The sequence below is a fragment of the Crateriforma spongiae genome (genome assembly GCF_012290005.1).
GTDB lineage: Bacteria > Planctomycetota > Planctomycetia > Pirellulales > Pirellulaceae > Crateriforma > Crateriforma spongiae.
Map to the genome: position 1 here is coordinate 314,885 of NZ_JAAXMS010000004.1, position 24,010 is coordinate 338,894.

Sequence of the window (24,010 nt, forward strand, 5' to 3'; positions counted from 1 at the left end):
GGGAAACAATGCGGGATGAATTGCCGCAGTTTACCGCGCGCCGTTGCCCGTGCGTAGCCAGCAGTCTCGGTTCGCCGCCCGGCGGTGATTCCAAGGAACCGCCAATGTTTCGCGACAATGCGACAACCCGTTCAGGATGCCGGCACCAGCGCCGCGGTGGGGTCGGCCAAGTCGTTGCTGCCCAACACGCGATCGGCCGCCTGTTCGTCGACGGCGGGTCGCAGCATGTTCAGGTACAGCAAACAAGAAATCGCAATCGCCATGCTGGTGACCAACCACAGCGGATGGTATTCCGGGCCCGCCGGTGTCGAACGCAGCAGCAAATTGGTTGCCGGGTTGTCCAGTTGAACCAGACGCTCCAAGGAAACCGACATCGCGTTGTTGGTAAAGTGAATCAGGATGCCGGGCAACACACTGCCGGTTCTTAATGCGACCCAACCCAGCAGCAAGCCCATGCAGGTCGCGGCGATGGATTGTTGCAGCACGCCGTGGGACACACCAAACATGATGGCCGACACCACGACGGCGCGGACGCGTCCGTTACCGCGCAGGAGTCCGCCAAAGATAAAGCCGCGGAACGCCAGTTCTTCACAGATCGCCGGGACCAACGCCATCAGAAACACGATGGTCAACCAAGGTGCGGAACTGATCTGATCGGTGAACGGTTTCATCGCCGCTGCGGCTTGTTCGCTGATCGGGTACATCTGACTGATCCACTGGGCCAAAAAGACGTACGTCGGGTGCAACGTCAAACCGATCAACACCGCCATCGGCAGCGCCGTCCAGTGTGGCATCCGTAATCGCAAACTGGTCCGCAACGACGTCGTCATCATCGTTGCCATCAGCAGCGTGGGAGCCAAGATCATGCCGATCTGTGGCATCAGAATCAGTTGTGCGATGCCGCCGAAGTGTTGTGGCATTTCGGTAACGGCCAGCTTGCCGAAGAACAAAGCGACCAGGATGATCGCGCCGCAAGCAAACGCCTGCGATACCGTCGCGGCGGTTTGTCGGTCACGCCACAGGTGGCGAACCCACATGCCCAGTTCCCACTGATCGCCGTCACCAAACAAGACCGATTCGCTTTCGAATTGTCGTCGTGCCCAACGGGTGGCCATCAACAAACATCCGCCGGTGACCGTGGCCACGATCGGCAGGTGTGCCAACGCTAGGTAATACTGGCCTTCGACCAACGCACGGACCAACAAGAACATGCCCGTCACCGGAATCACGCTGGTTCCCGGTGAAAGCGTTGTGCCGGGCAACATCGGCAACAAGACCAATGGCAACGTGACCATCATCAACGGCATCAGGTAATACTGGCCTTCTTTGCTGCTGCGTGCCATCGCGGCAACGGCCAACGCCAGAGCGCTGAATAACGCGGACAGCGGCACCAAGGCGACCAACAGCCACATCATCGGTCCCAGTGGCGGCGCACCCATGTTGGAAACGCCGTCCGGGCCGACACCGATTTGTTTAAAGACGAAGGAACTGGTGACCAGCATGCTGCCGGCGTTCAGGATCGCGGTCATCATGCTGAACGTCATGACCGCGCCCAGTTTGCCCCAGACGATTTCGCTGCGCAGCGCGGGGCTGCAAAGCAGGGTTTCCAGGGTACCGCGTTCCTTTTCACCGGCGACCAAATCGATCGCCGGATAAAACGCGCCGGTCATCGCCCAGACCAGCATCACAAACGGCAACAGCTTGCTCCAGAACGCTGCCTCGCGTGTCTGTTCCGGCGCGATGTCGACACTGTTGACTTGGAAGGGTTCCAGTTGCTGAAGATCGATTCCCGAGGATTCCAATCGATCACGGACCCAATCGCCACGCCAACGATTCAAGATCCCGATGACGCGATCCTTGGCCACCATGGATTGATCCGAGCCGACGTTGTACATCAGCTTCAGTGCGTCGGCGTCGCTTGCCTCGTTCGCGTCGCCGTCGGTGCTTTTCGCGAAGCCGGGCGGGAATTGCAGGACGACATCGAATCGTCCGCTGCGGACCAAGTTGGTGGTCAACGCGTCCAGTCGGCGGGCCTGTTTTTCCGGCGTTTCGGTGCCTTCAAAATATTCGTGTCCGGGGGCCAAAGCCATCTCGTCCCACAAGTAGGACGACATTTCCATCTTGGCCGATTCATCGATCAAGTTTTCGGCAAACGCGTCTTCGCCGCTTAATAGCGGTGGCAACCCGTCCAGGTGATCACGACCAATCACACAAACCGTGGTCGGATGCTGTCGTGTGAACTGGGCGATTTGCAACAGCAGCATGCCGACCAGTGGGTACAGCAAGATCGGCAGCACTGCGATGGTGAACAACGTTCGTCGATCGCGAAGTTGGTCACGCATCTCTCGCGCATAGATCAACGCAATCGCGCCGATGCGTGGGCTGTCCGCCATCATGGCCAGACGTCGTTTGATCGCGGCGGCCGTCTTCATGATGCGATTCCTTCGGCCAGTTCGGCATCCGAGTTTTCGTGGCGACTGAGCAGGCCAAAGAACAATTCTTCGAAGTCATCCTCGCGATGACGTTGGGTCAATTCGGCCAATGATCCGCTGTCCAGGATTCGCCCGCGGTGCATGATGGCGATGCGATCACACAGACGTTCGACTTCGCTCATGATGTGCGTCGAAAAGATCAAGCATTTGCCCGCATCCCGCAGCGAACGAATGACGGACAGCAAGTTCCGTGCGACCAGCACGTCCAAACCCAGCGTTGCTTCGTCAAAGACCAATACGGGCGGGTCGTGAATCATGGCCCGAGCGATCGAAACCTTTTGACGCATGCCCGTGGACATTTTGCTGCCCGGGACGTTGCGGAAATCGTTCATCCGCAAACGATCAAACAGATTTTCCATCCGGTGCAACAGTTGGTCATTGGCCATGCCGTGTAAACGGCCAAAGTATTCGACCAATTCCCACGCCGTCATCCGTTCATAGATGGCCGTGTTGTTGCTGACGAATCCGATGCGACGACGGACTTCTGCCGCGTCGCTTTCGACATTGAACCCGTCGACCGTGGCGATTCCGGAGGTGGGCGACAGAACCGTGCTTAGGATTCGCAGAACCGTCGTCTTGCCGGCACCGTTGGGGCCCAACAGACCAAAGATTTCGCCGGGGCGGACGGTGAAGCTGATCCGATCGACCGCGACAAATCTGCCGCGATGCAAATCTTCGTAGGTCTTGGTCAGGTGCTGGACTTGGATCACTGCTGCTTCGCCGGGTCAGGTGGTTCCGGTTGCAACGATTGTGCACCGCCATTGCACAGGGACCCATGTCAGAATGGACCCTGTCGCAGGGGTGCACGATCGGCAACTTTACTTGAACCTAGCCCTCAAATTGCCGGCGCGACGACCGATCGCAAAATTCTGTCGCGGCTCCGCAGCAATTCGGCCGCAATATTCGTCACGCTTTGACGCGCAGCCGCACGACCGGACCCTGGACGATCGACAAGCCTTCGATCTGCTCGGTCGCACGCCGGGCGGCACCTTCGCCGGCTTCGTGTGTCATGATTACCAGCGGCACCGGGTCGGTTTGTTGCTGACCGGCTTGGTCAGGCTGATTTTCGTGCTGGATCACCGAGCTGATTGAAATCTTGTGCTGGGCCAAAACGTCGGCAATCTTTGCCAACGCGCCGGGGTGGTTCCCCACGCTGAGACGCAAGTAATAACGGCCGGCCAGGCGGTCGGTGTCACGTTGCTTGGTGCGGGCCGGGTGATCGGACGTGAAATAGGCCAGCGTTTGGAACGTGATTTTGGTTCGGCCCACGGCGGTATCGATCAAGTCCGCGACGACGGCCGAAGCAGTGGGCATCTGGCCGGCCCCCAAGCCGTGATAGAAAACCGGGCCGACGGCATCGCCGACGACGCGGATCGCATTGAACGCATCACGGACCTCGGCCAACGGTGTCCCCAAAGGAACCAGCGTCGGTGCGACGGACAGTTCCAGTCCGTCATCGGCCTGATGCGCGGTGGCGACCAGCTTGATTCGATAGCCCAGTTCGCTGGAATACCGCAGATCCGCTGGATCCAAGCCGTCGATACCGGTGCGGGGAATGTCCGACCAGTGGATCGTCGCGCCGAACGCCAAGTGGGCCAAGATCGCCAGTTTTTGTGCGGCATCGGTTCCGTCGACGTCCATCGTCGGATCAGCCTCGGCGTAACCCAGTTCTTGGGCTTTGCGAACAACGTCGTCATAGGCCGAACCGTAGCGGTCCATTTGGCTGACAATGAAATTGCTGGTGCCGTTCAAGATGCCTTCCAGCGTTGTGATCTGGTTGGCCGACAAGCACTGGCTGATGTTGGCGACGATCGGGATGCCGCCGGCAACGGCGGCTTCGAAAGCAATGCTGCGGCCCAGTTCGCGTGCTTTGGAAAACAGTTCCGGACCGTGTTCGGCCAACAGGGCTTTGTTCGCCGTCACAATGTCCTTGCCCGCTTCCATCAATTGCAGCATGATCGTCCGGGCCGGTTCCAGACCACCGATCAATTGGGCAACGACGGTGATGTCGGGATCGTCCAGCACGTCGGCCAAATTGTCGGTGGCCACGCCGTCGGGCAATTCGACATCACGCGGCTTGTTCAGGTCGCGGACGACGGCTTTTTTCAGCCACATCGTGCGGCCCGCGTGTCGCGCGGTACGATCCCCGTGATCCAACAACAGTTTGGCGACGCCGGAACCAACGGTCCCCAAACCCACAATGGCAACGTTTGTCTTATTCATGACGCGAATCCTAATTGGATCGCGGCCGACTCGGGAGACGGGGTCGCGCCGCTGTTTGGTCTCCCACGCCGGTTTCGTCAACTTTTCACACCCAGCATCGTGCAAACATCTAACGAAACGAACGAATCCCAGTTCAGGATTCTGTTGACCAATGATGACGGAATCGACGCACCCGGCATCGCGGCGATGGAAAAGTCGGTCCGTGGCGTGCTGGACAGTGGCGTCGTCGCCGACCTATTGAATCAGTTTGCGATGCGTCCCCAAATCATCGTCGCCGCCCCCGACCAATGCCGCAGCGAATGTGGCCATGGCGTGACGACCGGCCGGGTCTTGGAAGCCAACAAAATTAAGGATGACAGATACAGCATCGACGGCACGCCGGTGGACTGTGTCCGAGCCTTTGCAATCAGCCACCAGGTCGACGCGGTGCTGTCCGGCGTCAACGCGGGAGCAAACTTGGGGGTCGATTTGTTGGTCAGCGGGACCTTTGCCGCCGCTCGTGAAGCGTCCAGCCACGGGATCGCTTCGCTGGCCGCGTCGCAATACCGGCATCCGGGGATTGAACGTCGCTGGGACCACGTTCCGGTGTGGATGCGTACGGTGCTGGAAGATTTTTTGACGCTGGTCATCCAGAACCGGCAAATTTCCGATCGCCCACAGCGGGTCCCGCTGTGGAACGTGAATATGCCGGCATTGCCTCCGGAATCGGAAGTACCACCGCGCGTTCTGTGCGACGTCGACCGTTTACCGCATGCCAGAACGGTGCGTCACGAAGACGGGCGGATCCATTTCGATCTGAATTTCCAGAATCGACCGCGAGAGAAGGGTCGCGATGTGGACCAGTGCTTCGCCGGGAACATCACGATCAGCCAGCTTGGCTTTACCGTTTGCTGATGCGACCGATCACTGCGGACAGCGGAACGGATTTGCGACCAGCGATCCGGGCGGGTGCGGCGACTGGATCCGAGGTCATTCCGTCGGACCAAGTGCACGATCGGACTGTGCTAACGAATGGCCGCAGAATAGCCGTAAATCTTCGGAAGCAGACTCTGCCGAAATCACGCGACAAACGGCGGGGACGCGTTTGAACGATCCGAGTTCGGACGATCCGAAAAATTCGGACTCGTCAGGGCTGCTGTGCCGATTGGACCGTGACAGGTGGTTTAAAAAGAGTCATCTGTGACGCTCGGCCAACAGCCGGGCAGACAATCGTCCACCCGGTCTGTGGTCGTTTGCGGCATCGCGATCGGCGTCTAGCAATCAGGCATGCTGGCGATCGAGACGCCTGACATCTCCTCCAGGCTGCGTCCGCAGTTGGAGTCGCCGGATTCGGCAAGGATGGTCTTTTGCAATTCCCCACGCACGATGGAGACTTCGCGAGGGGCTTCAATCCCGATAGCAACGCGGTTTCCACTGATCTTGTTCAGCGTCAAAACGATGTTGTCACCGATGATCAGCTTTTCACCAACTTTACGACTAAGAACCAGCATTTCGATTTCCTTCCGTGTAAATAGCGTCAATCTTTCGCATTCGTGCGCCGCAAACTTCAAAGGCGCTGACTGTCACTGACTTCAGGGAGCGAACTGCGTGCCGAAAGTTCTCCGATTTCGAGGAAATGGACTCAAGATCTGCGGCGTGCCGAATATTTTCAACAAATTGCCGGGAAAATCTCAAGTCCTGATTGCCGTGGTTCGGTTCACTGTGGCACGCCGTAGAGCCCGAATCCGCACCCAAAAACCTTTGCTAAGTCGCAATTCGCTTGGGCGATTTCAAAATGAGACACGCAACGTGTTTCAGATTGGGATTCGCATTGGGCCCTGCCGTCGCCAGGACACCCGTACTATCGCCGAGTCCCGTGACACGTCTGGTCACGCCGCTGAGATTGAATTTGGAAGTTGAGATCGAATCCAAAGATCCGGTACTGGGAAGGCGGCGGTGTGTTCCGCCGGATATCAGCCCCGTGGCTCTGGGGGATCAGCCGGATCACAGGTGTCGTCAGGCTTGAATTTGCACCGGTGACAGCGGGAACTACCTTGTACACCGGGGGTCGAAGCACTGTGCATGTGTACCGGCAAGGGAATGTTGGAAGCATGTTTTTGCTGTGGCGGCATCGGCTGTTGCCACCAAGGTTCCCCATCCAATCTGTCGTCGCCTTATGTCCAAAGTGCCCGCCGATCCCGCGTCGGCCATCGGTTCTGAATCCGAATCATCGCTGCCCCGCCACGGCGACACGTTTCCTCTGCGTCTGACCGCCTTCGAACAACTGCTGGTTTTCGACGACGACCCCGCCTGTCCGATGACCAGTTTCATCGAATTGCACTTCGCGACGCCGTTGCAGGTGATGATTCTGCATGACGCGCTTGGCCAGACCGTTCATCGGCATCCGCTGCTGGCGTCGACGCTGGTGGAAAAGGATGGACGGCTTTATTGGGACTACGACCCAGGATTTGTTCCGACGCTGCATGATCCGGCCGACTTTCCAATCCTGCAGGCTCCGGTGCAATCCGGTGTCGCTGCTGGGAAAGAAGCCGCAGGTTCGCCCCAGCCGTCGCCACGGCCGATCGATCTGTGGAAACATCCGGGATGCCGTTATTGGTATGACGTGAATCCCACAACCGACAAGTCACGGTTGACCATCCAGTTACACCACGCCGTCTGTGACGGTGTCGGTTTGCGACGTGTCTTGATCGACGTGTTGGCGGCCTATGCGAAGGCGACCGACAACCGGGCCGAAAGCTCGGATGAAAACGCGTCGCAGTCGACCAGGCGTCGTGTTCGGCGTGGGGAGCAATTGGACGTCAGTCGACTGTGTGACCGTGCGGACTATTCCAGCATCCTGTCGCGTGAGCCCAAGATTCAATTGACCACTTGGGACCGCATCAAAAACGCGTACTACTTTCATTGCCAGCGACCCCGGCCGCTGAAAGGCAATGCGGCTTCGCGACCGGAGAAACACACCGGTGAGGTTTCCGAATCGCAAGCGACATCGGACCAGCCGCTGCGGCACCACATCTTTTCCGAATCCGTTTCGCAACGACTGGTCGATTGTTGTCGGCGGCACGAAGTCGGCATGAACGACTTGATGTTGACGGTCTTGTTTCGTGTTTGCCGATTGTGGAACCGCCGTCACGGGGCCGATCGTTCCAAGACGCGGATTCGCTTGTTGATGCCGGTCGATTTGCGAAGCCGCGCGGACTTGAACATGCCCGCAACGAACCGATTGAGTTTCGCATTCTTGGGGCGGACCCACGGTCAATGCGAAGATTGGCATGATCTGTTGTGCAGCGTCCAATCGGAAACGCAGTTCATCAAAGACAGTCGTGTGCACATGGATTTTGTCGGCGGGCTGGACGGATTTGCCGACCATCCGAATCGTCTGCGGCGGGCGATCCGATACAGCGGAAACATGACCACCAGCGTGCTGACCTACACCGGTGACATTTCGCGTGGCATGAAGAGTCATTTTCCGGAAGTGGGCGGTCGGCGACGCATCGGTGACAGCTATCTGGAAAACATCTTGATCGCTCCGCCGGCGCGGCGAAACACGAACATCACCCTGGGCGTCTGTATCAATTGGGGACAGGTGTGTGTGTCGGCGAACTGGAATCGTGGCGAGTTTACGCAGCAAGACACAGCGGATTTCTTGCGGATGTTTGCCGAAACCACCTTGGAATGGCTGACGCGGATGGAAACGGAGTCGATCACGGACTGTCAGGCCGAAGCTGTCGTCTAAGAAGACTGCGGGGCTGAATCACGCGGATCGTCGCTTTGGGCGTATATTCGTGGCGTTGTTTCTGGTTTTATCACCACGGCGTCCGCGTCACGGGTGCTGGTTCGATCTTGCGTTTGAAAGTCGCTGCTGATGAGATTGCCGAAACGTTGGGCCTGCGTCTGGAGCGACGTCAGGTGTGTGAACCTGGGCGTTGCCTTGATTGCGTCGACGTTGTTGATCGCTGCGACGGGAATTTGCCGCGGTGAATTGCCCGATGCCGATCCATCAAGTGTTGGGATCGATGGCGAAGATTTGGCCGCGATCCGTCCGATGGTTCTGGATGCGATCGACCAGGGGGAAATGGCCGGGTGTGTGATCATGGCGGGGCGTCGCGGCAACGTCTTTTATCAACAGGCGTTCGGGCATCGGCAGGTTCAGCCCGAGCGAAAGGCGATGACGGTGGACACGGTTTTCGATCTGGCATCGTTGACCAAGCCGATTGCGACGGCGACCAGTGTGATGGTGCTGTGGGATCAAAACAAAGTCGATCTTGATGATCCCATTGTCGGTTTCCGGCCGGCAACGGTGGACCCGCATCTTCGTGATGCGACGGTTCGCCAATTGATGACGCACCAAGCGGGCTATCTTCCCGACAATGCATTGTCCGATTACCAGCAGGGACCTGGTCAAGCACTGCAGAACATCGATCGACTGAACGCGCGGTATTCGCCGGGGACTCGGTTTGTCTATTCCGATGTTGGCTTCATCCTGTTGGGCGATATCGTCGGGGGGCAAAGCGGGATGGATTTGCATGCGTTCTCACAACGCTATGTTTTTCAGCCGCTGGGGATGAACCACACTGGGTATCTGCCGCCGACAGATTTGGCGGCACAGGCGGCAGCGACCGAAAAACGCAACGGACGCTGGATGGTGGGCGAAGTCCATGACCCTCGCGCGTATGCGATGGGCGGTGTCGCGGGGCATGCGGGACTTTTTTCCACTGCCGCGGACCTGGCGATCTACGCACAGATGATGCTGAACAAAGGTGTGTATCAGGACGTGCGTGTGTTATCCGCGGACGCCGTGGATCAGATGACCCGGCCGCATGAGATTGTCGACGGTGACAAGGTCAGTGTTCGCGGGCTGGGCTGGGACATCCGCTCGGGCTATTCATCGAACCGAGGCCCCGGGATGTCCGATGCCGCGTTCGGGCACGGTGGATTCACCGGGACGGTGTTGTGGATCGATCCGGCGAAAGACCTGTTCTTTATCTTTCTGAGCAACCGTTTGCACCCGGACGGCAAAGGATCAGTGAATCGGTTGGCTGGCAAGATCGCCGGCGTGATCGTTGATGCGATCGATGTGCCGGCGGTGCGATGAAGCGGATCAAACGATCAAGACGGCAGTGTCAGTTTGCGAAGTGCTGGCCCACGGTCTCGGTCGTCGGCGAACGAATGACGCCTTTCTCGGTCACGATGGCGTCGATCAGCTCGGCCGGCGTCACGTCGAAAGCAGGATTGATCACGTCCGCCGCATCGGGGACGAATTGAACGCCGCCGGGCCGGGCCACTTCGTCACGATGCCGTTGTTCGATCGGGATTTGGTCGCCGGCCGGTAACTTCAAGTCGAACGTGTTGGTCGGTGCGGCGACGTAAAACGGGATCTTGTGGTACTTGGCCAAGACCGCCAATGGATACGTCCCGATTTTGTTGGCTGCATCACCGTTGGCTGCGATCCGGTCGGCACCCACGATGACCGCGTCGACTTGGCCGGAACGCATCAGACCGCCGGACATGGAATCCGTCAGCACGGTGACAGCGACGCCAGCCTGCGACAGTTCCCAAGCGGTCAGCCGAGCACCCTGTAGCAGCGGCCGCGTTTCGTCGGCAAAGACATGCGGGGCTTTGCCTTGTTCGTGCAGGTGATAAATCGGTGCCAGCGCGGTGCCCCACATCGACGTGGCCAACCCGCCGGCATTGCAGTGTGTCAGCACGTTTCGACACCCTTGGATCAGCGCCGCGCCGTTGGCACCAATGCTGCGGCACATCTGGCGGTCTTCGTCGTGAATGGCGACCGCTTCGCGATGCAGACGTTCGTACAACGTCGCGTCGTCATCATGCGAGTTCATCACGTCACGCATGCGGTCCATCGCCCAGAACAGGTTGACCGCCGTCGGACGGCTGGTCGCCAGATAGTCCATCGCTTCGCCAAAGGCTTGGCGGTCCGCATCACGACCTTGCAGCAACACGCCATACGCGGCAGCGATGCCGATCGCCGGTGCCCCGCGAACGACCAGACGACGGATCGCGTCATGTGCTTGTTCGATGTTCGTACAAACCAGCCGGGTCAATTCGGTCGGCAACTTGGTCTGGTCCAACAGATCCAGTTGGCCGTCGTGAAAGATGATCGTCTCAGCGGTATCGGTGGCGGTCGACATGGCAACAGAAACTTCGGCGATGGTGCAAAGGTGATGCGTGGGATCCAAACGGTTTGGTTTCAGCGTGATCGTCTGGCTACAGCGAAACGTGTCGGCTGACTTGCTGGACGGCGTTTTGAATTTGATCCAGCTGGTCCGACGGCAAATCGCTGAGCATGGGCAACAGCGGGCCCGTTTGTGCAATGCCCGCCAGTTGCACGGCGTGATGTAGCACCCGGATCGGGCTGATCGAATCGCGCAGATCCTCCAGCGGCCGGAACGATTGACGAATTGTTTCAGCGACCTCCAAGTCACCGGCCTGCAGTGCACCCAGCATGTCCATCGAACGACGCGGGGCGATACACACACATCCGCTGGTGAAACCGGCCAAGCCGAATCCACGAACGTGAGCGATGGCGGGTTGTTCTCCGATCCCGCTGACCATCCGCTCCGCCGGGAACACATCCAACAGCGAACGCAGGTAATCATCATCCGACGGATCGTCGCGAACGACGGCGTACTTGATCCAGCTGATGACTCCGTCGTCCTCCAGTCCACGGACGACGTCGGGATCCAGCCATTGATCAAACTTGATGTACAAGACGATCGGTTTGCCAAGTGCGTCGCTGATTGCGCGGATGCCGGCGGCGATGCCCTGTTGGTCGACGATGTCACGCGATGGCAACAGCATGGCGGTGGGGAACGGATAATCCGCCAAAACATCGGTCTGGTCCATCGCCAATCCGAACGACGGACCGACCGACGGGACAACGACGGTGTCGGGGCCGGCCGAATCGGCCACCAGAGACAGCATGTCTTCGTATTCCGTCAGCCGCATGTGGTACAGCACCGCGTTTCCGCCGTACAACAAGCACCGGATGCCGCCGGCTTCCAAGTGGCGAATGATTTTGTCGTTTTCGTCGCCGTCGATCACACCGTCGGTGTCCCGTGCCAGCGGCGGAACGGCGATCACGGATTCAGGTAAATCGGACGCTTGGAAGGGCTGCGTTTTCATGGCGATGACGACCGAACAAGACGGAGGAGCGGGGGATTTACGGAAGGGGCAGGGCCGAACAGTCGAATGGCCAAACTCGGGCAGGGCCAAACGCGGGCGATTCTAGCGGCAACGTCGCCGCCGGCGGACCCCGGGCAATGGGAAGCCGGTTCGGTGCGACGTGCGATTCATCATGCGGCGACCGGTCAGTGGATCGATGGTTCCGCGTCGGGGCTGCGTCCGACCAAGAAGTCAAAATCACAGCCTTGGTCGGCTTGGGTGACATGCTTGGCGTACAACCGACCGTATCCACGCGGCGGTGTCACATCGGGGGCGACCCAGGCGGATCGTCGGCGTTCCGCTTCATCGTCGTCGACTTCCCAGTGGATCGTTCTGGCTTCGACGTCGATCGCGATCATGTCACCGGTTTGAACCAGAGCCAGCGGTCCCGACGCGGCACTCTCCGGTGCAATGTGCAGTACGCAAGTGCCGTAACTGGTCCCGCTCATCCGCGCGTCGCTGATTCGGACCATGTCTCGGACGCCCTGCCGCAACAGTTTTTGTGGAATCGGCAACATGCCCCACTCTGGAAAGCCTGGGGCGCCCAACGGACCGGCGTTGCGCAGAATCAGCACGCTGTCGGCACCGACGTCCAAGTCCGGATCGTTGATCGCCGCCTTCATTTCCGGATAGTTGTCAAACACCAACGCCGGTCCGCGGTGCTTCAGCAATCGTTTGTCGGCGGCAATGGATTTGATCACGCATCCCGATGGCGCCAAGTTTCCACGCAACACACAGGTTCCGCCGACCGGCGAGACGGGGTTTTCACGTGGACGAATCACTTCGTCATCGATCACTTCGGCGCCGTTGATCTGTTGGCCCAGCGTCACGCCGGAAACGGTCAACGCGTCGGTGTCCAGCAAATCCGTCATTCGGTTCAACAGCGCGGGCAAGCCGCCGGCATCATAGAAGTCTTCCATCAGGTAACGACCGCCCGGTCGAATGTCGCCCAGCACCGGAGTGCGATCGGACAGTTGATCGAACCGGTCCATCGTCAGTTCGATGCCCAGACGCCCGGCGATCGCGATCAGGTGAACGATGGCATTGGTGCTGCCGCCGATCGACAGTGATGTGATCACGCCGTTGTCGATCGAACCGGCGGTCATGAACTTGGACGGCCGAAAGTCTTCCCAAGCCATGTCGACGGCGCGGCGTCCGGTTTGCGTGGCCAAACGCGAATGCTGGGACAAGACCGACGGCGTGCAGGCGGCACCGGCCAGGCTGAAGCCCATCGCTTCGGTGATGCAGGCCATCGTGCTGGCGGTGCCCATCGTCATGCAGGTCCCGGCACTGCGGGCGATGCAATTTTCGATGCCTTTCCAATCCGCGTCACAAAGGTTGCCCGCCAGACGTTCGTCCCAATACTTCCAAACGTCGCTGCCGCTGCCCAGGGTTTGGTCTTTCCAGCGGGCTTTCAACATTGGGCCGGCCGGCAGAAAGATCGACGGGATGTCGGCGCTGATCGCGCCCATCAACAAGGCCGGGACGGTTTTGTCGCATCCGCCCATCAGTACCGCCGCGTCGATCGGGTGGCAACGCAGGACTTCTTCGACCTCCATCGCCAACAGGTTGCGATACAACATCGTCGTGGGCTTCATCAGCATTTCGCCCAGCGACAACACGGGGACCTCCACCGGGAAACCGCCCGCCTGCAGAATTCCTCGACGCACTTCGTCGGCACGCTGGGGAAAGTGCGAATGGCAAGTGTTCAGGTCGCTCCAGGTATTCAAAATCCCGATGACGGGTTTGCCCTGGAAGTCCGCGTCATCGAAACCGGCGCCCTTCAATCGAGAACGATGACCGAAACTGCGCAGGTCATCGGGGCCGAACCAGCGGTGAGAACGCAGACGTGCCGGGTCACGCGATTCATTCGTGTTGCCGGCCGGGGACGTCGGTTTCGAATCCATCAATCACTCGGGTTTCATCAGCCGCGTGAAGATCTGGCGGTTGCCGTCACGGGCGTCTTGGTATTGCTGTTGTAAGTCGCCGACGTCGGTCCGCATCAGGAACGCCAGGGTGCGAAGCGACATTGCATCGTCGGGAAATTCGTGACGCTGATCGTAATCCATCAGCCGCAGCCGGGCTTCGATCGAACGCAGCGCTTGATAATTTGCCGACAACGCATCGGCGTCGCCGGAATCCAGCCGGCCGTCGTCGGCCAGCGCGGCGATCAGTTCCAGCGTTCCGGTCGCGCGGTTTTCGGAAACGAGTCCCGCATGGTCGGTCTGGCCGGCACAACGTAACAGCAAGATCTGGGTCAGCATTTCCACGTCCACGGTGCCGCCCACGCCACGCTTGAAGTTTTGCGGAGACGCCGTTTCGCTCATGCGAGTCCGGATCTGCAGCGCCTGGCCGATCATGCTGGGGTGCCAGGTCGTTCGTCGCAGCACATCGGCGATGATTTCGTTGATCCGCAAGCGTGCCGATTTGGAACCCGACAACGGTCGTGCTTTGCACAGTGCCAAACGTTGCCACAGCGGCGCGACGCCTTGGGTGAAACGTCGTGCGAACGTGTCGATGGTGACCGACAGAATGCCTTCTTCGTCGGTGGGACGCAGACGGCTGTCCAAGTCATACAGCCGGGGCCCACGGACGTCCCCGTTGACGTGGTTGATGACGTTGCCCGCCAATTCGTTGAAAAAGTGTTGGTTGGTCGTCGTCGCACGTGGCCCGCCGACACGACGCTGGGTGTTCCCGTTGGCGGTGTACAGAAACAGAACGTCCAGATCGCTGTGATAATTCGGTTCGCGTCCGCCCAGTTTTCCGAACGCGACGGCGCACAGTTCGCTGGGATCGCCGCCCGCGTCGACGGGATCGCCAAGCCGGGCGGCCAATTTTTCTTGTTCGTTTTCCACGATCCGTCGCAGCACCGCGTCGGCCGTATCTGCCAGGGCACGGTGGGTATCGCGAACTGTTTCTTTGCCCAACATGTCGCGGACGCCGATCGTCAGGTGGGCGGCGTCTTTGAAACTGCGAAGGATCGGATCCAAGTCCACTGCACCGCGACACAGGCTGATCGACTGTTGGTCCAAACGCTCGGCCGATGGCAATTGGTCGATGACCAGCGAATCGACCAATTCGTCGATCATGCCTGGATTGCCCGTCAACACTTTGGCCAAGTACGGTGCACCCGCGCTCAGCCGGACCATCAACCGCAGCGTCGGCGGGCTGGATTTCAGCAGTTCCCACAACGTGGCTTTGGCGCCGATCGAATCGGCGATTTCCACCAATCGGTCCATCGCGGATTGTGGGTCGGGCGTGGTCGCGATTTCTCGCAATAAATCCGGCGCCAGAGCGGCAAAGAAATGGCGGCATCGCCGTGGCGAAAGAAAGCTGCTGTTTTCGGTCGCCAGGCCTTGCAGGTCGTCCATGATCCGCTGGGCACCGCCGAAACCGTATCGGTCCAACACTTCGCGGACCACCGCGGGATCCGGATTGGGGTCCAAGATCAGTTCGGTTTCGATGGGGACTTCCCCATCCGATTCCGCGTCGGTGACCGATTCGTCGTCGGGCTGGCCGTGGTTCATCAGGTGATTGATGATCCGGCGATTGACTTGCAAGATCTCGCGCAACGATCGTTCAAAACGCTCGACGTCCCCGCGATGCCCGGCCTGATCACGCAGCCCCAGTTGCCAAACCAGACGTTGCAGCTGTGCCGGGTCATCGGGCAACATCGATTCACGCCGACCGCTCATCACCGAAAGCTGATGTTCCAGTCGCGTCAGTTTGGCATCGTTGTTGGTCAACAGCGACGCTTCCTGGTGCGTGATGCATCCGGTCTTTTCCAACGCGTCGATCGCCACCAGCGTGTTTTCGGTCCGCAGTTTCGCGTCTTCGCCGCCGTGCAGCAATTGCAGAAAACGAACGGCGTAACGGATGTCGGTCCGTCCGCCCGCGTCACGATTGATGTCGGAGGGAAGCGATTGAGGCGGCGTGGTTTCCGACCCGTCGTCGGTTGCGGATTCGATGCGGCGTTCCATCTTGCCCCGCAGCGTTTTCAATTCCGTCAAATCCGACCGCGTCAGCAATCGCCGGAACACACCGGCGCGGATGCGTTTCAAATAGGCGTCGGCCAGCTTTTCCGATCCACCAGCCCGCCGCCCGTGAACGAAGGCCAGTCGAGGCCAGATTTGTGTCTGGGATTCGCCTAAACGGATCGCTTCGGGCAAGCTGCAGATGAAATCGTCGGGATCGATTCGTGGTTGCCGATTCAGGTTGAATCGAAACGCCAGCGGGGTGTCGTGATTCAACAGCATGAACGTCGTCTGAGCCACGGACTGATAAAACGCCACGTGGGCGTTGTTCTTGCGGTCCATTTGTTGGCACAGCAAGATCAAGTCGGCTTCACCGCCGTAGGTCAGCTCTTTTGCACCCCACGCCCCCATCGCAATGGCGGCAAATTCGGGCGGCGCCCCGTCGACTTGGACGGGCAATCCCCACTGGTTGCTGACCCGCCGGACCGCGTCGTCCAAACAGGCGATCACCATCGCGTCGGCGATGGTGGCCAATTCCGCGCTGGCTTGGACGGGCACCATCGAATGGGCGAATTCACCATAGGCGACGCGGATCGTTTCGCGGATCGCGAATTGACGGACGCAATCGGCGGCCCGCTGCAGGTCCGACATCGACAATAATTCCGCGACCAATTCGTCGACTAGGTATTGAACGTTCGCGGGTTGGCCGTCGGTCAGACGCAGTAGGTCGAACGATTCAGGGTCGGCAATGATCGCTTCGGCCACGACATCGCTGGTCGCAAACATTTGCAACAAGGCCGACAACGCCGCCGGGTCACGTTCGAACAACGCCAGTGCGGCGGTGGGGCTGCGGGCCGCCTGAAGATGCCGGACCAGAAAATGAATGACCGCATCGATCCGGTCAAACTTCAGCAGTTCCTCCGACAACCGCTGCTTCAGGTTGTCCAGCAGATCTTCGGGCACCGAAAGTTGTTCCAGCTGCCGAAGCTGGCCGGCCACCCGATCACTGTGGTGGCACATCGCCGCGGTGATCCCGTCCCACCGCGCAAAGACGACGGTATCACTGGAAAACGACGCCGGGCGGGCCGCCGAGTCGTCAGAACGGGATGCGGGATCAGATTCAGGCACAGGATAAAGGTCTTCCAACCGGGGAACTTACCGGAATCACCCGACGTCAAAATTGTAAATCGTGAAAACCGGTCGGTGTAGGTCGTTAGCCGTGACCTACCGTTGGAGTGCACAGGGTTTATTTGCAAAGTTTTTTTCGCAACGGGATTGGTTCGCAAACGGTTCGTTTCCGAATGGTCCGTCGGCGAACGATCGCTTTGCAAGGAATTTCGCTGTCACGGGGGAATGTTGGGTCGGGAAGTCTCAACGGTGGCGCGACGCTTTTCAACAACGCATGTCGACTTTTCGCAACACGTGATGCCGCATGGACGCATCACTTGGCACCGAATCGCGACGCCATCGCCGGCCTTGGTTTTTGCGTAAGTCTAACGTTCACAACGGCTTGTCATGATTCAGATGTCTCCCCAGTTCCACTCCGGCACCCGTCCTGCTTGGTACCCCTCCCACCAACCAGACGAAACCGCCACGGGTGACGAGGAGACGTTGATGGACAAGAATTTTCGCCGACGAAGTCTGCAAGACGACGCATTTGACGCCGAGGAGTCCGTCAACCGCCGCAGTCGGGTGATGGGACAAGAATTCGCCGACGCGATCGAGGACGAAACCGGCGAAGCGTCCAGCACGTCTCGACACGACGACCCGGAAAGCGAAGCCGATCCCACCGAAGACCCGGTGCGAATGTACCTGATGCAAATGGGCCAGATCCCGTTGCTGACTCGGGACCAGGAAGTGTCCGCGGCGATCCAGATCGAAAAGACCCGCGTTCGGTACCGCCATTGCCTGTTGGCGACCGACTTTGTCCTGCAAGCCGCCTGCAAGTTGCTGGAACAAGTCCGTGACAAACAGTTGCGACTCGACCGAACGATCGAAGTCAGCGTGACCAATGCCAAGGAAAAGAAGGCGATCATGCAGCGGATCGTGCCCAACGTCCGCACCCTGCAACACTTGCTTAGCCAAAATCGTTCGGACTACATGGCCGCGATCAACAAGCGATTGCCCGAACGTCAACGCCGCGCCGCGTGGCGAAACTTGGTCGTGCGTCGCAACAAAGCGGTTCGGCTGGTCGAAGAAATGAATCTGCGGACCGGCAAGCTGCAGCCCGTGTTCGAACGTCTGCGAAAGAATTGCAAGCGGATGGAAGAGATCCGCGAACTGTTGGCACATCCCGAACGTTTGGAAATGCCGGGCATGCCGACCGCCGATGAACTGCGCAGCGAACTGCTGTACCTGATGCGGTTGACCTTGGAAGCACCCCGCACGTTGTCCCGTCGTGTGCGTCAGTGTGATGCGTTCCGCGAAGACTACGATGCCGCCAAACGTGTTCTGTCGGCCGGCAACTTGCGACTGGTCGTGTCGATCGCCAAGAAGTATCGCAATCGTGGTTTGTCGTTCTTGGATTTGATCCAAGAAGGCAACACGGGGCTGATGCGTGCGGTGGACAAATTCGAACACGAACGAGGATACAAGTTCAGCACGTATGCGACGTGGTGGATCCGCCAAGCGATCACTCGTGCGATCGCCGATCAAAGCCGTACGATCCGTGTGCCGGTTCACATGATCGACACGATGAACAAGATCCGCCAAATCACTCGCGATTTGGTTCAGGAATTCGGACGCGAACCCACCGCCGAAGAAGTCAGCCATCGCAGCGGTTTGAACCTGGAAGACACTCGTGTGATCCTGAAGATGTCACGCCAGCCGTTGTCGCTGGACCAGCCGGTCGGCGATCACGAGGAAAGTGCGTTCGGTGAATTCTTGGAAGACCACCGTGACGACGATCCGTTGCTGGAAACCAATCGCGAAGCGTTGAAAGCACAGATCGACTTGGCGATGGAAACGTTGAACTATCGCGAACGCGAAATCTTGCGGCTGCGATACGGTCTGGCCGACGGGTACACGTACACGTTGGAAGAAGTCGGCAAGATCTTTCAGGTCACCCGTGAACGTGTTCGCCAGATCGAAAGCAAAGCCGTACGGAAGTTGCAGCAACCGTATCGTGCGAAATCGCTGGTCAGCTTCCTGGACGGTGCCGACGTGACGATGTTTGAAGGCAGCGAAGCCCTGTAGTGCTTCCGCCGCATTCCCACGTGTCATCCATCGCGTGGGAACCATGGCATTTGGTTTTCCGCACGTGATTCCAAAGCGTGCTTTGGCCCCAAGTGTGCATTCCCCGCAGATCCGCTGCGGGGTTTTCTTTTGCTCGGTCGCGACTGTGCTGGCCGATGCGTCGCGGGCACTGAGTTGTCCTGTGCACATCCAATGCGCACAGACGGCATGACCGATCCAACGACGCCGATCGTCATCGGGGGACGTCCGTTTGTACGGCCGACAGCGACGGTTCTGTGGGTCTTATCGCATGCGCGAAGGCTGGACAATTCGCGTTGACTTTTCTGGTCGGGTCAACCTCATGGTTCCCGTCGGGTTTGCCGAATTCCACTGGCATCGGCGTTTTCTGTTTTTGGGAAATCGTCCGCCAGCATGGATTGCGCTTTCAATGACCGTCCGTCATCGGATCGGCCCAGGTTTGGACCCACGGATTCTCGGGTGCAAGCAGTGGTCGCACGATGGCGTCCCCGACCCGAGAAAATCGAACCCATGCTGTTTTCGATGGATGCGGTGGGCGAGCTTGATTCGCCATCGCCGCTTCAGCATTCCGATCAATCGTTGTCGCAGTACTTGTTGGTCTGCCAGGCCCACGCCGAATCGTTGGAGCAGGGCAGTTGGCAGTTTTCGTTGGAAGATGCTTCCGGCGAATTGGTACTGGAAGCCAGCGACGTCGAATTCGGTGACCTGAACCGCTTAAGTGTGATGGCGGCCCTGCGTGGATTGGAAGCGATCGACGGTGCGTCGTCGGTCACCTTGCTGTCCAGCAATCGCTACCTGATTCGATCGTTGACCGATTCGCTTCCGCGCTGGCGTCGCAACGGATTCGTTTGGGAACACTTTGGCCGCCGCGTGGAAGTCCAGCACGCCGAACTGTGGCGACGGGTCGACCGCGCCCTGTCGATCCACCGCGTCGACGCGTGCCTGATCAGTTCACGGACCGTCAGCTTGGGCCAAGACCCCGTCGCTGGTTTGGACCAAGAAGCCGACGCGAACGCATCCACGGTCCGCATCGACGCGCCGCACCAAACCGTCGATACCGGCGGCGTCCCGGTCACGCGACGACGACGCGGGCACCGTCCCACACGATCCGCCGTCGATACCGACGAAGCGTCGGACCGTTCCGGATCACCGATCAATGGCGTTTCAACAGCCGTCGCCTCCGCCGCAGCGGTCCCCGACCGACTGCGTCGATGGCTGTTGACGCCGGGACCGGCCGCCGAAAGCGGAGGCGGGCGGATCGCCGCGCGGCACTTCGACGCAGCCATTTATGGCACGACGATCGCTGCATCCACCTGATTCCCGAACATCACCGGCTTCCCCACGGCCGACCCGTTTTGACTCGAAACCATCCACCTTCACCTTCGATACGCGTACCCGGTGATACCATGCAAACCCAAGTTCCCTTGTCCGTTGTCAACAGCCTTGTCAGCGGGCACATGGAAAATCCCTCCAGCGTGCTGGGGCCTCACACGATCGATTATTGCGGGCAAACCGCTACCGCGATCCGATCGTATTTACCCGAGGCACAGTCGGCTTGGGTGATCGATTCGGCGGGCCAACGGCGGACCATGCGTCGGCTGCACCCGGCCGGGTTTTTTGAAGCGATTTGTGATCCGGTGGTCGACGAACCGATCCGAGCCGAAGAAGATGGCGATCCGACCACCCGCAGTTCCGCACACTCGAGATACCGCATTCAGATGGCTGACAAGACCGGCGAACTTCGCGAAGTCAATGATCCCTACGCCGCCCCATCGATCCTGACCGACTTTGATCGTTACCTGTTGGGCGAAGGCCGTCACTATCAACTGTACGAACGGTTGGGCGCGCAAGTCCGCACGATCGACGGCCAGGCCGGTGTGAACTTCGCCGTCTGGGCACCCAACGCCCGCACGGTCCAAATCGTCGGTGATTTCAACGGCTGGGACGGACGCCAACACACCGCTCGGATCCACCCACACTTGGGCATCTGGGAATTGTTCATCCCCGGCGCCAAGGTCGGCGATCGGTACAAATTCCGTCTGTTGACCGAGCACGGCGAATGGGTCGACAAATCGGACCCGGTTGGTTTCGCAGCCGAATTGCCGCCGCTGACCGCGTCGATCGTCGCCGATTTGACGGTCCATTCGTGGCAAGACGAAGAGTGGATGGAACAGCGGGCGGCCCAAGATCCGTTGCACACGCCGATGAACGTGTTCGAAGTCCACTTGGGCAGCTGGATGAAAGGCCCGGGGCGTCCGCACGGCTGGCTGGATTATCGCGACTTGGCCAAGCGGTTGGCGGAATACTGTCACCGCATGAACTTCACCCACGTTGAATTGATGCCCGTTTCGGAGCACCCGTTCAGCGGTTCCTGGGGTTACCAAGCGGTCGGATACTTTGCCCCGACCAGCCGGCATGGATCCCCGGAAGACTTCATGTACTTCGTCGACTACATGCACCGAAACGGCATCGGTGTGATCGTCGATTGGGTCCCCGCCCACTTCCCCAAAGACGGTCACGGTCTGGCACGCTTCGACGGTACGGCCCTGTACGAACACGCCGACCCGCGTCAGGGCGAACACCCGGATTGGGGCACGATGATTTTCAATTACGGACGCAACGAAGTCCGTAACTTCTTGATCGGTAATGCCCTGTTCTGGTTGGATAAGTACCACATTGATGGCTTGCGCGTCGACGCGGTCGCGTCGATGTTGTACTTGGATTACAGCCGCGAATCGGGTGATTGGGTTCCCAACCAATACGGCGGTCGCGAGAACTTGGAAGCGATCGATTTCCTGCGTGATTTCAACATTGCGGTTCACGAACAGTTCCCCGGCGCGGTCACCGCGGCGGAAGAATCCACCGCGTGGCCCGGCGTGTCGCGACCGACCTACGACGGCGGTCTGGGATTCACGTACAAGTGGAACATGGGATGGATGAACGACACCTTGTCGTACATGCGTCACGAACCGATCCACCGCAAGTATCACCAGAACGAACTGACGTTCAGCTTGATCTATGCCTTCACCGAAAACTTCGTGCTGCCTTTGTCGCACGACGAAGTGGTCCATGGCAAAGGATCATTGATCAGCCAGATGCCGGGCGACATGTGGCAGAAATTTGCCAACCTGCGTCTGTTGTACTCGTACATGTGGACGCACCCCGGAAAGAACCTGTTGTTCATGGGCGGTGAATTCGGCCAGTGGAACGAATGGGATAGCGAAGCCGGACCCGATTGGATCCTGTTGGATTTTGACACCCACCGTGGTGTGCAACAGTTGGTGTCTGATTTGAACAAGCTGGTCATCAATAACCCGTCGCTGCACGAACTGGATTTCAGTGGTGATGGATTCGAATGGGTGGACTGCCAGAACGCCGAAGACAGTGTGCTGATCTATCTGCGAAAGGGCCTGGATGACGCTCCGCCGATTCTGGTCTGCTGTAACTTCACTCCGGTCATTCGCAAGGATTACCGCGTCGGTGTTCCACAGTCGGGTTACTGGAAAGAAATCTTCAACAGCGACAGCGAAGCCTATGGTGGGAGCAACATGGGGAACTATCCCGGTCGCGAAACCACTGGCCTCGGCCACCATATGCGTCCCGACAGTATCCAAGTCGATCTGCCGCCGTTGGCCGTGACGATCTTCCGATTGGAAAACGACGCCTGATTCGATTCCGATCGATCAAGCCGCAATCCATGGTGACAGCCGAGACGTTATCGTCTCGGCTGTTTTTTTTATAGCGCCCGTTCAGCAAGGTATGGCTGCGGCTTTTGAATCGCATTCTCAACAGACAAAACACTGCTGAAAAGAACGTCGGACACAGTTTGACAAAAAGCGGCAAACCGATACGGTTCCCTGGCGACTTGGCATTGGCGTTGCAAGTCATCCCGATCCAGACACAACCCGTCGAGACATAAGAGAGAGATTGCCGTTATGGATTATGCACCGGTCATTGAAATTCTGAACGAGATCCTGAAGCACGAATGGACGGGTGTCGCCCAGTATTCGCAAAACAGCTTCATCCACGAAGGCCCGTGGCGCGAAGTCTACGCGGAAAAGTTCCTGGGAGACGCCAAGGAATCCTTCAAACACGCGCAGTTGATCGGTGACAAGATCGTCGCGTTGGGCGGAGTCCCGGTTGCAACCCGCAATGAGATTCGTCAATCCAAGGATCTGAAGGAAGTCCTGCAGTACAGCCTGGAATTCGAATCCAAGGCGGTGGAGATGTACACCAAGGCGTTGGAACTGGCCGACGGCGATCGGGCACTGGTCGTCTTTCTGGAAGACATCTTGTTGCAGGAACAAGAAGGCGTCGACGAGTACAGCAAGCTGCTGCGGAACACCGACGCGGCCCAGAACGTCGGCATCATCGAAGACGATTCGAAGAAAAAGATCGGCTGAGAATGCTCGATCGATCGCGGGTCCGTGACCGGATCCGCGGTGGGATTATCCCGCGTGCGGGAATTTCAGAATGGTCGGCGAAGCCGTCTCGGCCGCCGACGCCCCGTTGCTGTGGGGCACGGCCCGCACGCCACGCGATGTGATCACGTTCCGCAACGCCGCGAACTGATGCGGCTCGATCGACACGCGGCTCTGTACGAACCATCCGACGTGATCGGAATAGCTTTCGTGACGCAGGACCAGCGTTTCGGGTGCGATCGAACACCCCGAATCACAGCTCTCGCTGGCGATCACCAGCCGCTGGCTGTCAGTCAAACCCGGCAAAATTTCTAGAACTGATTCGGTCCGCACGACGCCCGCCCAATCAAGCGTTTTGTTGAAAACGATTCTCAATAACGCTTCAGTTTATTGGCGGCGATTTCGCGGTCAATGCGAAATCCTGTTTTTACGATCGTCGTTCGGTCTGGACTCGTTCCCGCCTGTCGCTCCGCAAATGAACGCCTTACGCTTCGCGAATGTGGCG

Annotated in this window: 16 protein-coding genes; 7 read left to right on the plus strand and 9 right to left on the minus strand. The window is 59.0% G+C overall.

The window, feature by feature from the left end; all coding sequences use genetic code 11:
- Nucleotides 1-131: 131 nt before the first annotated feature.
- The 3 genes from HFP54_RS12660 to HFP54_RS12670 form a co-directional block, all read right to left on the minus strand.
- Nucleotides 132-2,432, minus strand: a complete 2,301-nt coding sequence (locus HFP54_RS12660; protein ID WP_168565402.1) for an ABC transporter permease subunit/CPBP intramembrane protease — start codon at nt 2,430-2,432, stop codon at nt 132-134.
- Nucleotides 2,429-3,202, minus strand: a complete 774-nt coding sequence (locus HFP54_RS12665) for an ATP-binding cassette domain-containing protein (protein WP_146413855.1) — start codon at nt 3,200-3,202, stop codon at nt 2,429-2,431. Before HFP54_RS12665 ends, HFP54_RS12660 begins: the two co-directional genes overlap by 4 nt.
- A 196-nt stretch (nt 3,203-3,398) precedes the next feature.
- Nucleotides 3,399-4,715, minus strand: coding sequence for a homoserine dehydrogenase (locus HFP54_RS12670; protein WP_168565403.1), 1,317 nt, complete (start codon nt 4,713-4,715; stop codon nt 3,399-3,401).
- Between the two features lie 99 nt (nt 4,716-4,814).
- Between HFP54_RS12670 and surE the strand changes: the two genes are divergently transcribed.
- Nucleotides 4,815-5,609 (plus strand): 5'/3'-nucleotidase SurE, encoded by a 795-nt coding sequence (gene surE, locus HFP54_RS12675; RefSeq protein ID WP_168565404.1) that lies wholly within the window; start codon nt 4,815-4,817, stop codon nt 5,607-5,609.
- A 359-nt stretch (nt 5,610-5,968) separates the two neighbouring features.
- On the opposite strand, the gene HFP54_RS12680 is transcribed toward surE, so the two are convergent.
- Complete coding sequence (locus HFP54_RS12680; protein ID WP_146413852.1) at nt 5,969-6,205, minus strand: carbon storage regulator; 237 nt, start codon at nt 6,203-6,205, stop codon at nt 5,969-5,971.
- Between the two features lie 665 nt (nt 6,206-6,870).
- Between HFP54_RS12680 and HFP54_RS12685 the strand changes: the two genes are divergently transcribed.
- Nucleotides 6,871-8,448 carry a hypothetical protein gene (locus HFP54_RS12685; protein WP_168565405.1) on the plus strand — a complete coding sequence of 526 codons (1,578 nt, stop codon included), beginning with the start codon at nt 6,871-6,873 and terminating at the stop codon, nt 8,446-8,448.
- A 129-nt stretch (nt 8,449-8,577) separates the two neighbouring features.
- On the plus strand, nt 8,578-9,807 hold the full coding sequence (locus HFP54_RS12690) for a serine hydrolase domain-containing protein (protein ID WP_168565406.1): 1,230 nt from the start codon (nt 8,578-8,580) through the stop codon (nt 9,805-9,807).
- 28 nt (nt 9,808-9,835) lie between these two features.
- On the opposite strand, the gene mtnA is transcribed toward HFP54_RS12690, so the two are convergent.
- The 4 genes from mtnA to HFP54_RS12710 all read right to left on the minus strand — a co-directional run bounded on the left by mtnA (nt 9,836) and on the right by HFP54_RS12710 (nt 16,999).
- Nucleotides 9,836-10,864, minus strand: coding sequence for an S-methyl-5-thioribose-1-phosphate isomerase (gene mtnA / locus HFP54_RS12695; protein ID WP_146413849.1), 1,029 nt, complete (start codon nt 10,862-10,864; stop codon nt 9,836-9,838).
- Between the two features lie 76 nt (nt 10,865-10,940).
- On the minus strand, nt 10,941-11,858 hold the full coding sequence (locus HFP54_RS12700; protein WP_168565407.1) for a dihydrodipicolinate synthase family protein: 918 nt from the start codon (nt 11,856-11,858) through the stop codon (nt 10,941-10,943).
- 185 nt (nt 11,859-12,043) lie between these two features.
- The gene (gene araD / locus HFP54_RS12705; protein ID WP_168565408.1) at nt 12,044-13,804 is read right to left on the minus strand and encodes an L-arabinonate dehydratase; all 1,761 of its coding nucleotides are present in this window, start codon (nt 13,802-13,804) and stop codon (nt 12,044-12,046) included.
- Nucleotides 13,805-13,807: 3 nt separating this feature from the next.
- Entirely contained in the window at nt 13,808-16,999 is a 3,192-nt protein-coding gene (locus tag HFP54_RS12710; protein WP_168565409.1) for a [protein-PII] uridylyltransferase family protein, read from the minus strand.
- A 387-nt stretch (nt 17,000-17,386) separates the two neighbouring features.
- Here HFP54_RS12710 and HFP54_RS12715 point away from each other — a divergent pair, with 387 nt between their 5' ends.
- The 4 genes from HFP54_RS12715 to HFP54_RS12730 all read left to right on the plus strand — a co-directional run bounded on the left by HFP54_RS12715 (nt 17,387) and on the right by HFP54_RS12730 (nt 23,487).
- Nucleotides 17,387-19,066 carry an RNA polymerase sigma factor RpoD/SigA gene (locus HFP54_RS12715; protein ID WP_168565410.1) on the plus strand — a complete coding sequence of 560 codons (1,680 nt, stop codon included), beginning with the start codon at nt 17,387-17,389 and terminating at the stop codon, nt 19,064-19,066.
- A gap of 528 nt (nt 19,067-19,594) precedes the next feature.
- On the plus strand, nt 19,595-20,401 hold the full coding sequence (locus HFP54_RS25630; protein WP_235951724.1) for a ribonuclease H family protein: 807 nt from the start codon (nt 19,595-19,597) through the stop codon (nt 20,399-20,401).
- Between the two features lie 89 nt (nt 20,402-20,490).
- Nucleotides 20,491-22,752 (plus strand): 1,4-alpha-glucan branching protein GlgB, encoded by a 2,262-nt coding sequence (glgB, locus tag HFP54_RS12725; RefSeq protein ID WP_168565411.1) that lies wholly within the window; start codon nt 20,491-20,493, stop codon nt 22,750-22,752.
- Nucleotides 22,753-23,019: 267 nt separating this feature from the next.
- Nucleotides 23,020-23,487 (plus strand): ferritin-like domain-containing protein, encoded by a 468-nt coding sequence (locus tag HFP54_RS12730; RefSeq protein ID WP_146413843.1) that lies wholly within the window; start codon nt 23,020-23,022, stop codon nt 23,485-23,487.
- 45 nt (nt 23,488-23,532) lie between these two features.
- On the opposite strand, the gene HFP54_RS12735 is transcribed toward HFP54_RS12730, so the two are convergent.
- Nucleotides 23,533-23,880 (minus strand): hypothetical protein, encoded by a 348-nt coding sequence (locus HFP54_RS12735; protein ID WP_145297488.1) that lies wholly within the window; start codon nt 23,878-23,880, stop codon nt 23,533-23,535.
- Between the last annotated feature and the right edge of the window lie 130 nt (nt 23,881-24,010).

What these genes read in the sequence shown, in the direction of transcription:
- HFP54_RS12700 (WP_168565407.1), bottom strand. Translation starts at nt 11,858, where the DNA reads ATGAAAACGCAGCCCTTCCAAGCGTCCGATTTACCTGAATCCGTGATC.
- HFP54_RS12715 (WP_168565410.1), top strand. Translation starts at nt 17,387, where the DNA reads ATGATTCAGATGTCTCCCCAGTTCCACTCCGGCACCCGTCCTGCTTGG.
- HFP54_RS12670 (WP_168565403.1), bottom strand. Translation starts at nt 4,715, where the DNA reads ATGAATAAGACAAACGTTGCCATTGTGGGTTTGGGGACCGTTGGTTCC.
- araD (WP_168565408.1), bottom strand. Translation starts at nt 13,804, where the DNA reads ATGGATTCGAAACCGACGTCCCCGGCCGGCAACACGAATGAATCGCGT.
- glgB (WP_168565411.1), top strand. Translation starts at nt 20,491, where the DNA reads ATGCAAACCCAAGTTCCCTTGTCCGTTGTCAACAGCCTTGTCAGCGGG.
- mtnA (WP_146413849.1), bottom strand. Translation starts at nt 10,864, where the DNA reads ATGTCGACCGCCACCGATACCGCTGAGACGATCATCTTTCACGACGGC.
- HFP54_RS12730 (WP_146413843.1), top strand. Translation starts at nt 23,020, where the DNA reads ATGGATTATGCACCGGTCATTGAAATTCTGAACGAGATCCTGAAGCAC.
- HFP54_RS12660 (WP_168565402.1), bottom strand. Translation starts at nt 2,432, where the DNA reads ATGAAGACGGCCGCCGCGATCAAACGACGTCTGGCCATGATGGCGGAC.
- HFP54_RS12690 (WP_168565406.1), top strand. Translation starts at nt 8,578, where the DNA reads ATGAGATTGCCGAAACGTTGGGCCTGCGTCTGGAGCGACGTCAGGTGT.
- HFP54_RS12680 (WP_146413852.1), bottom strand. Translation starts at nt 6,205, where the DNA reads ATGCTGGTTCTTAGTCGTAAAGTTGGTGAAAAGCTGATCATCGGTGAC.
- HFP54_RS12685 (WP_168565405.1), top strand. Translation starts at nt 6,871, where the DNA reads ATGTCCAAAGTGCCCGCCGATCCCGCGTCGGCCATCGGTTCTGAATCC.
- HFP54_RS25630 (WP_235951724.1), top strand. Translation starts at nt 19,595, where the DNA reads ATGCTGTTTTCGATGGATGCGGTGGGCGAGCTTGATTCGCCATCGCCG.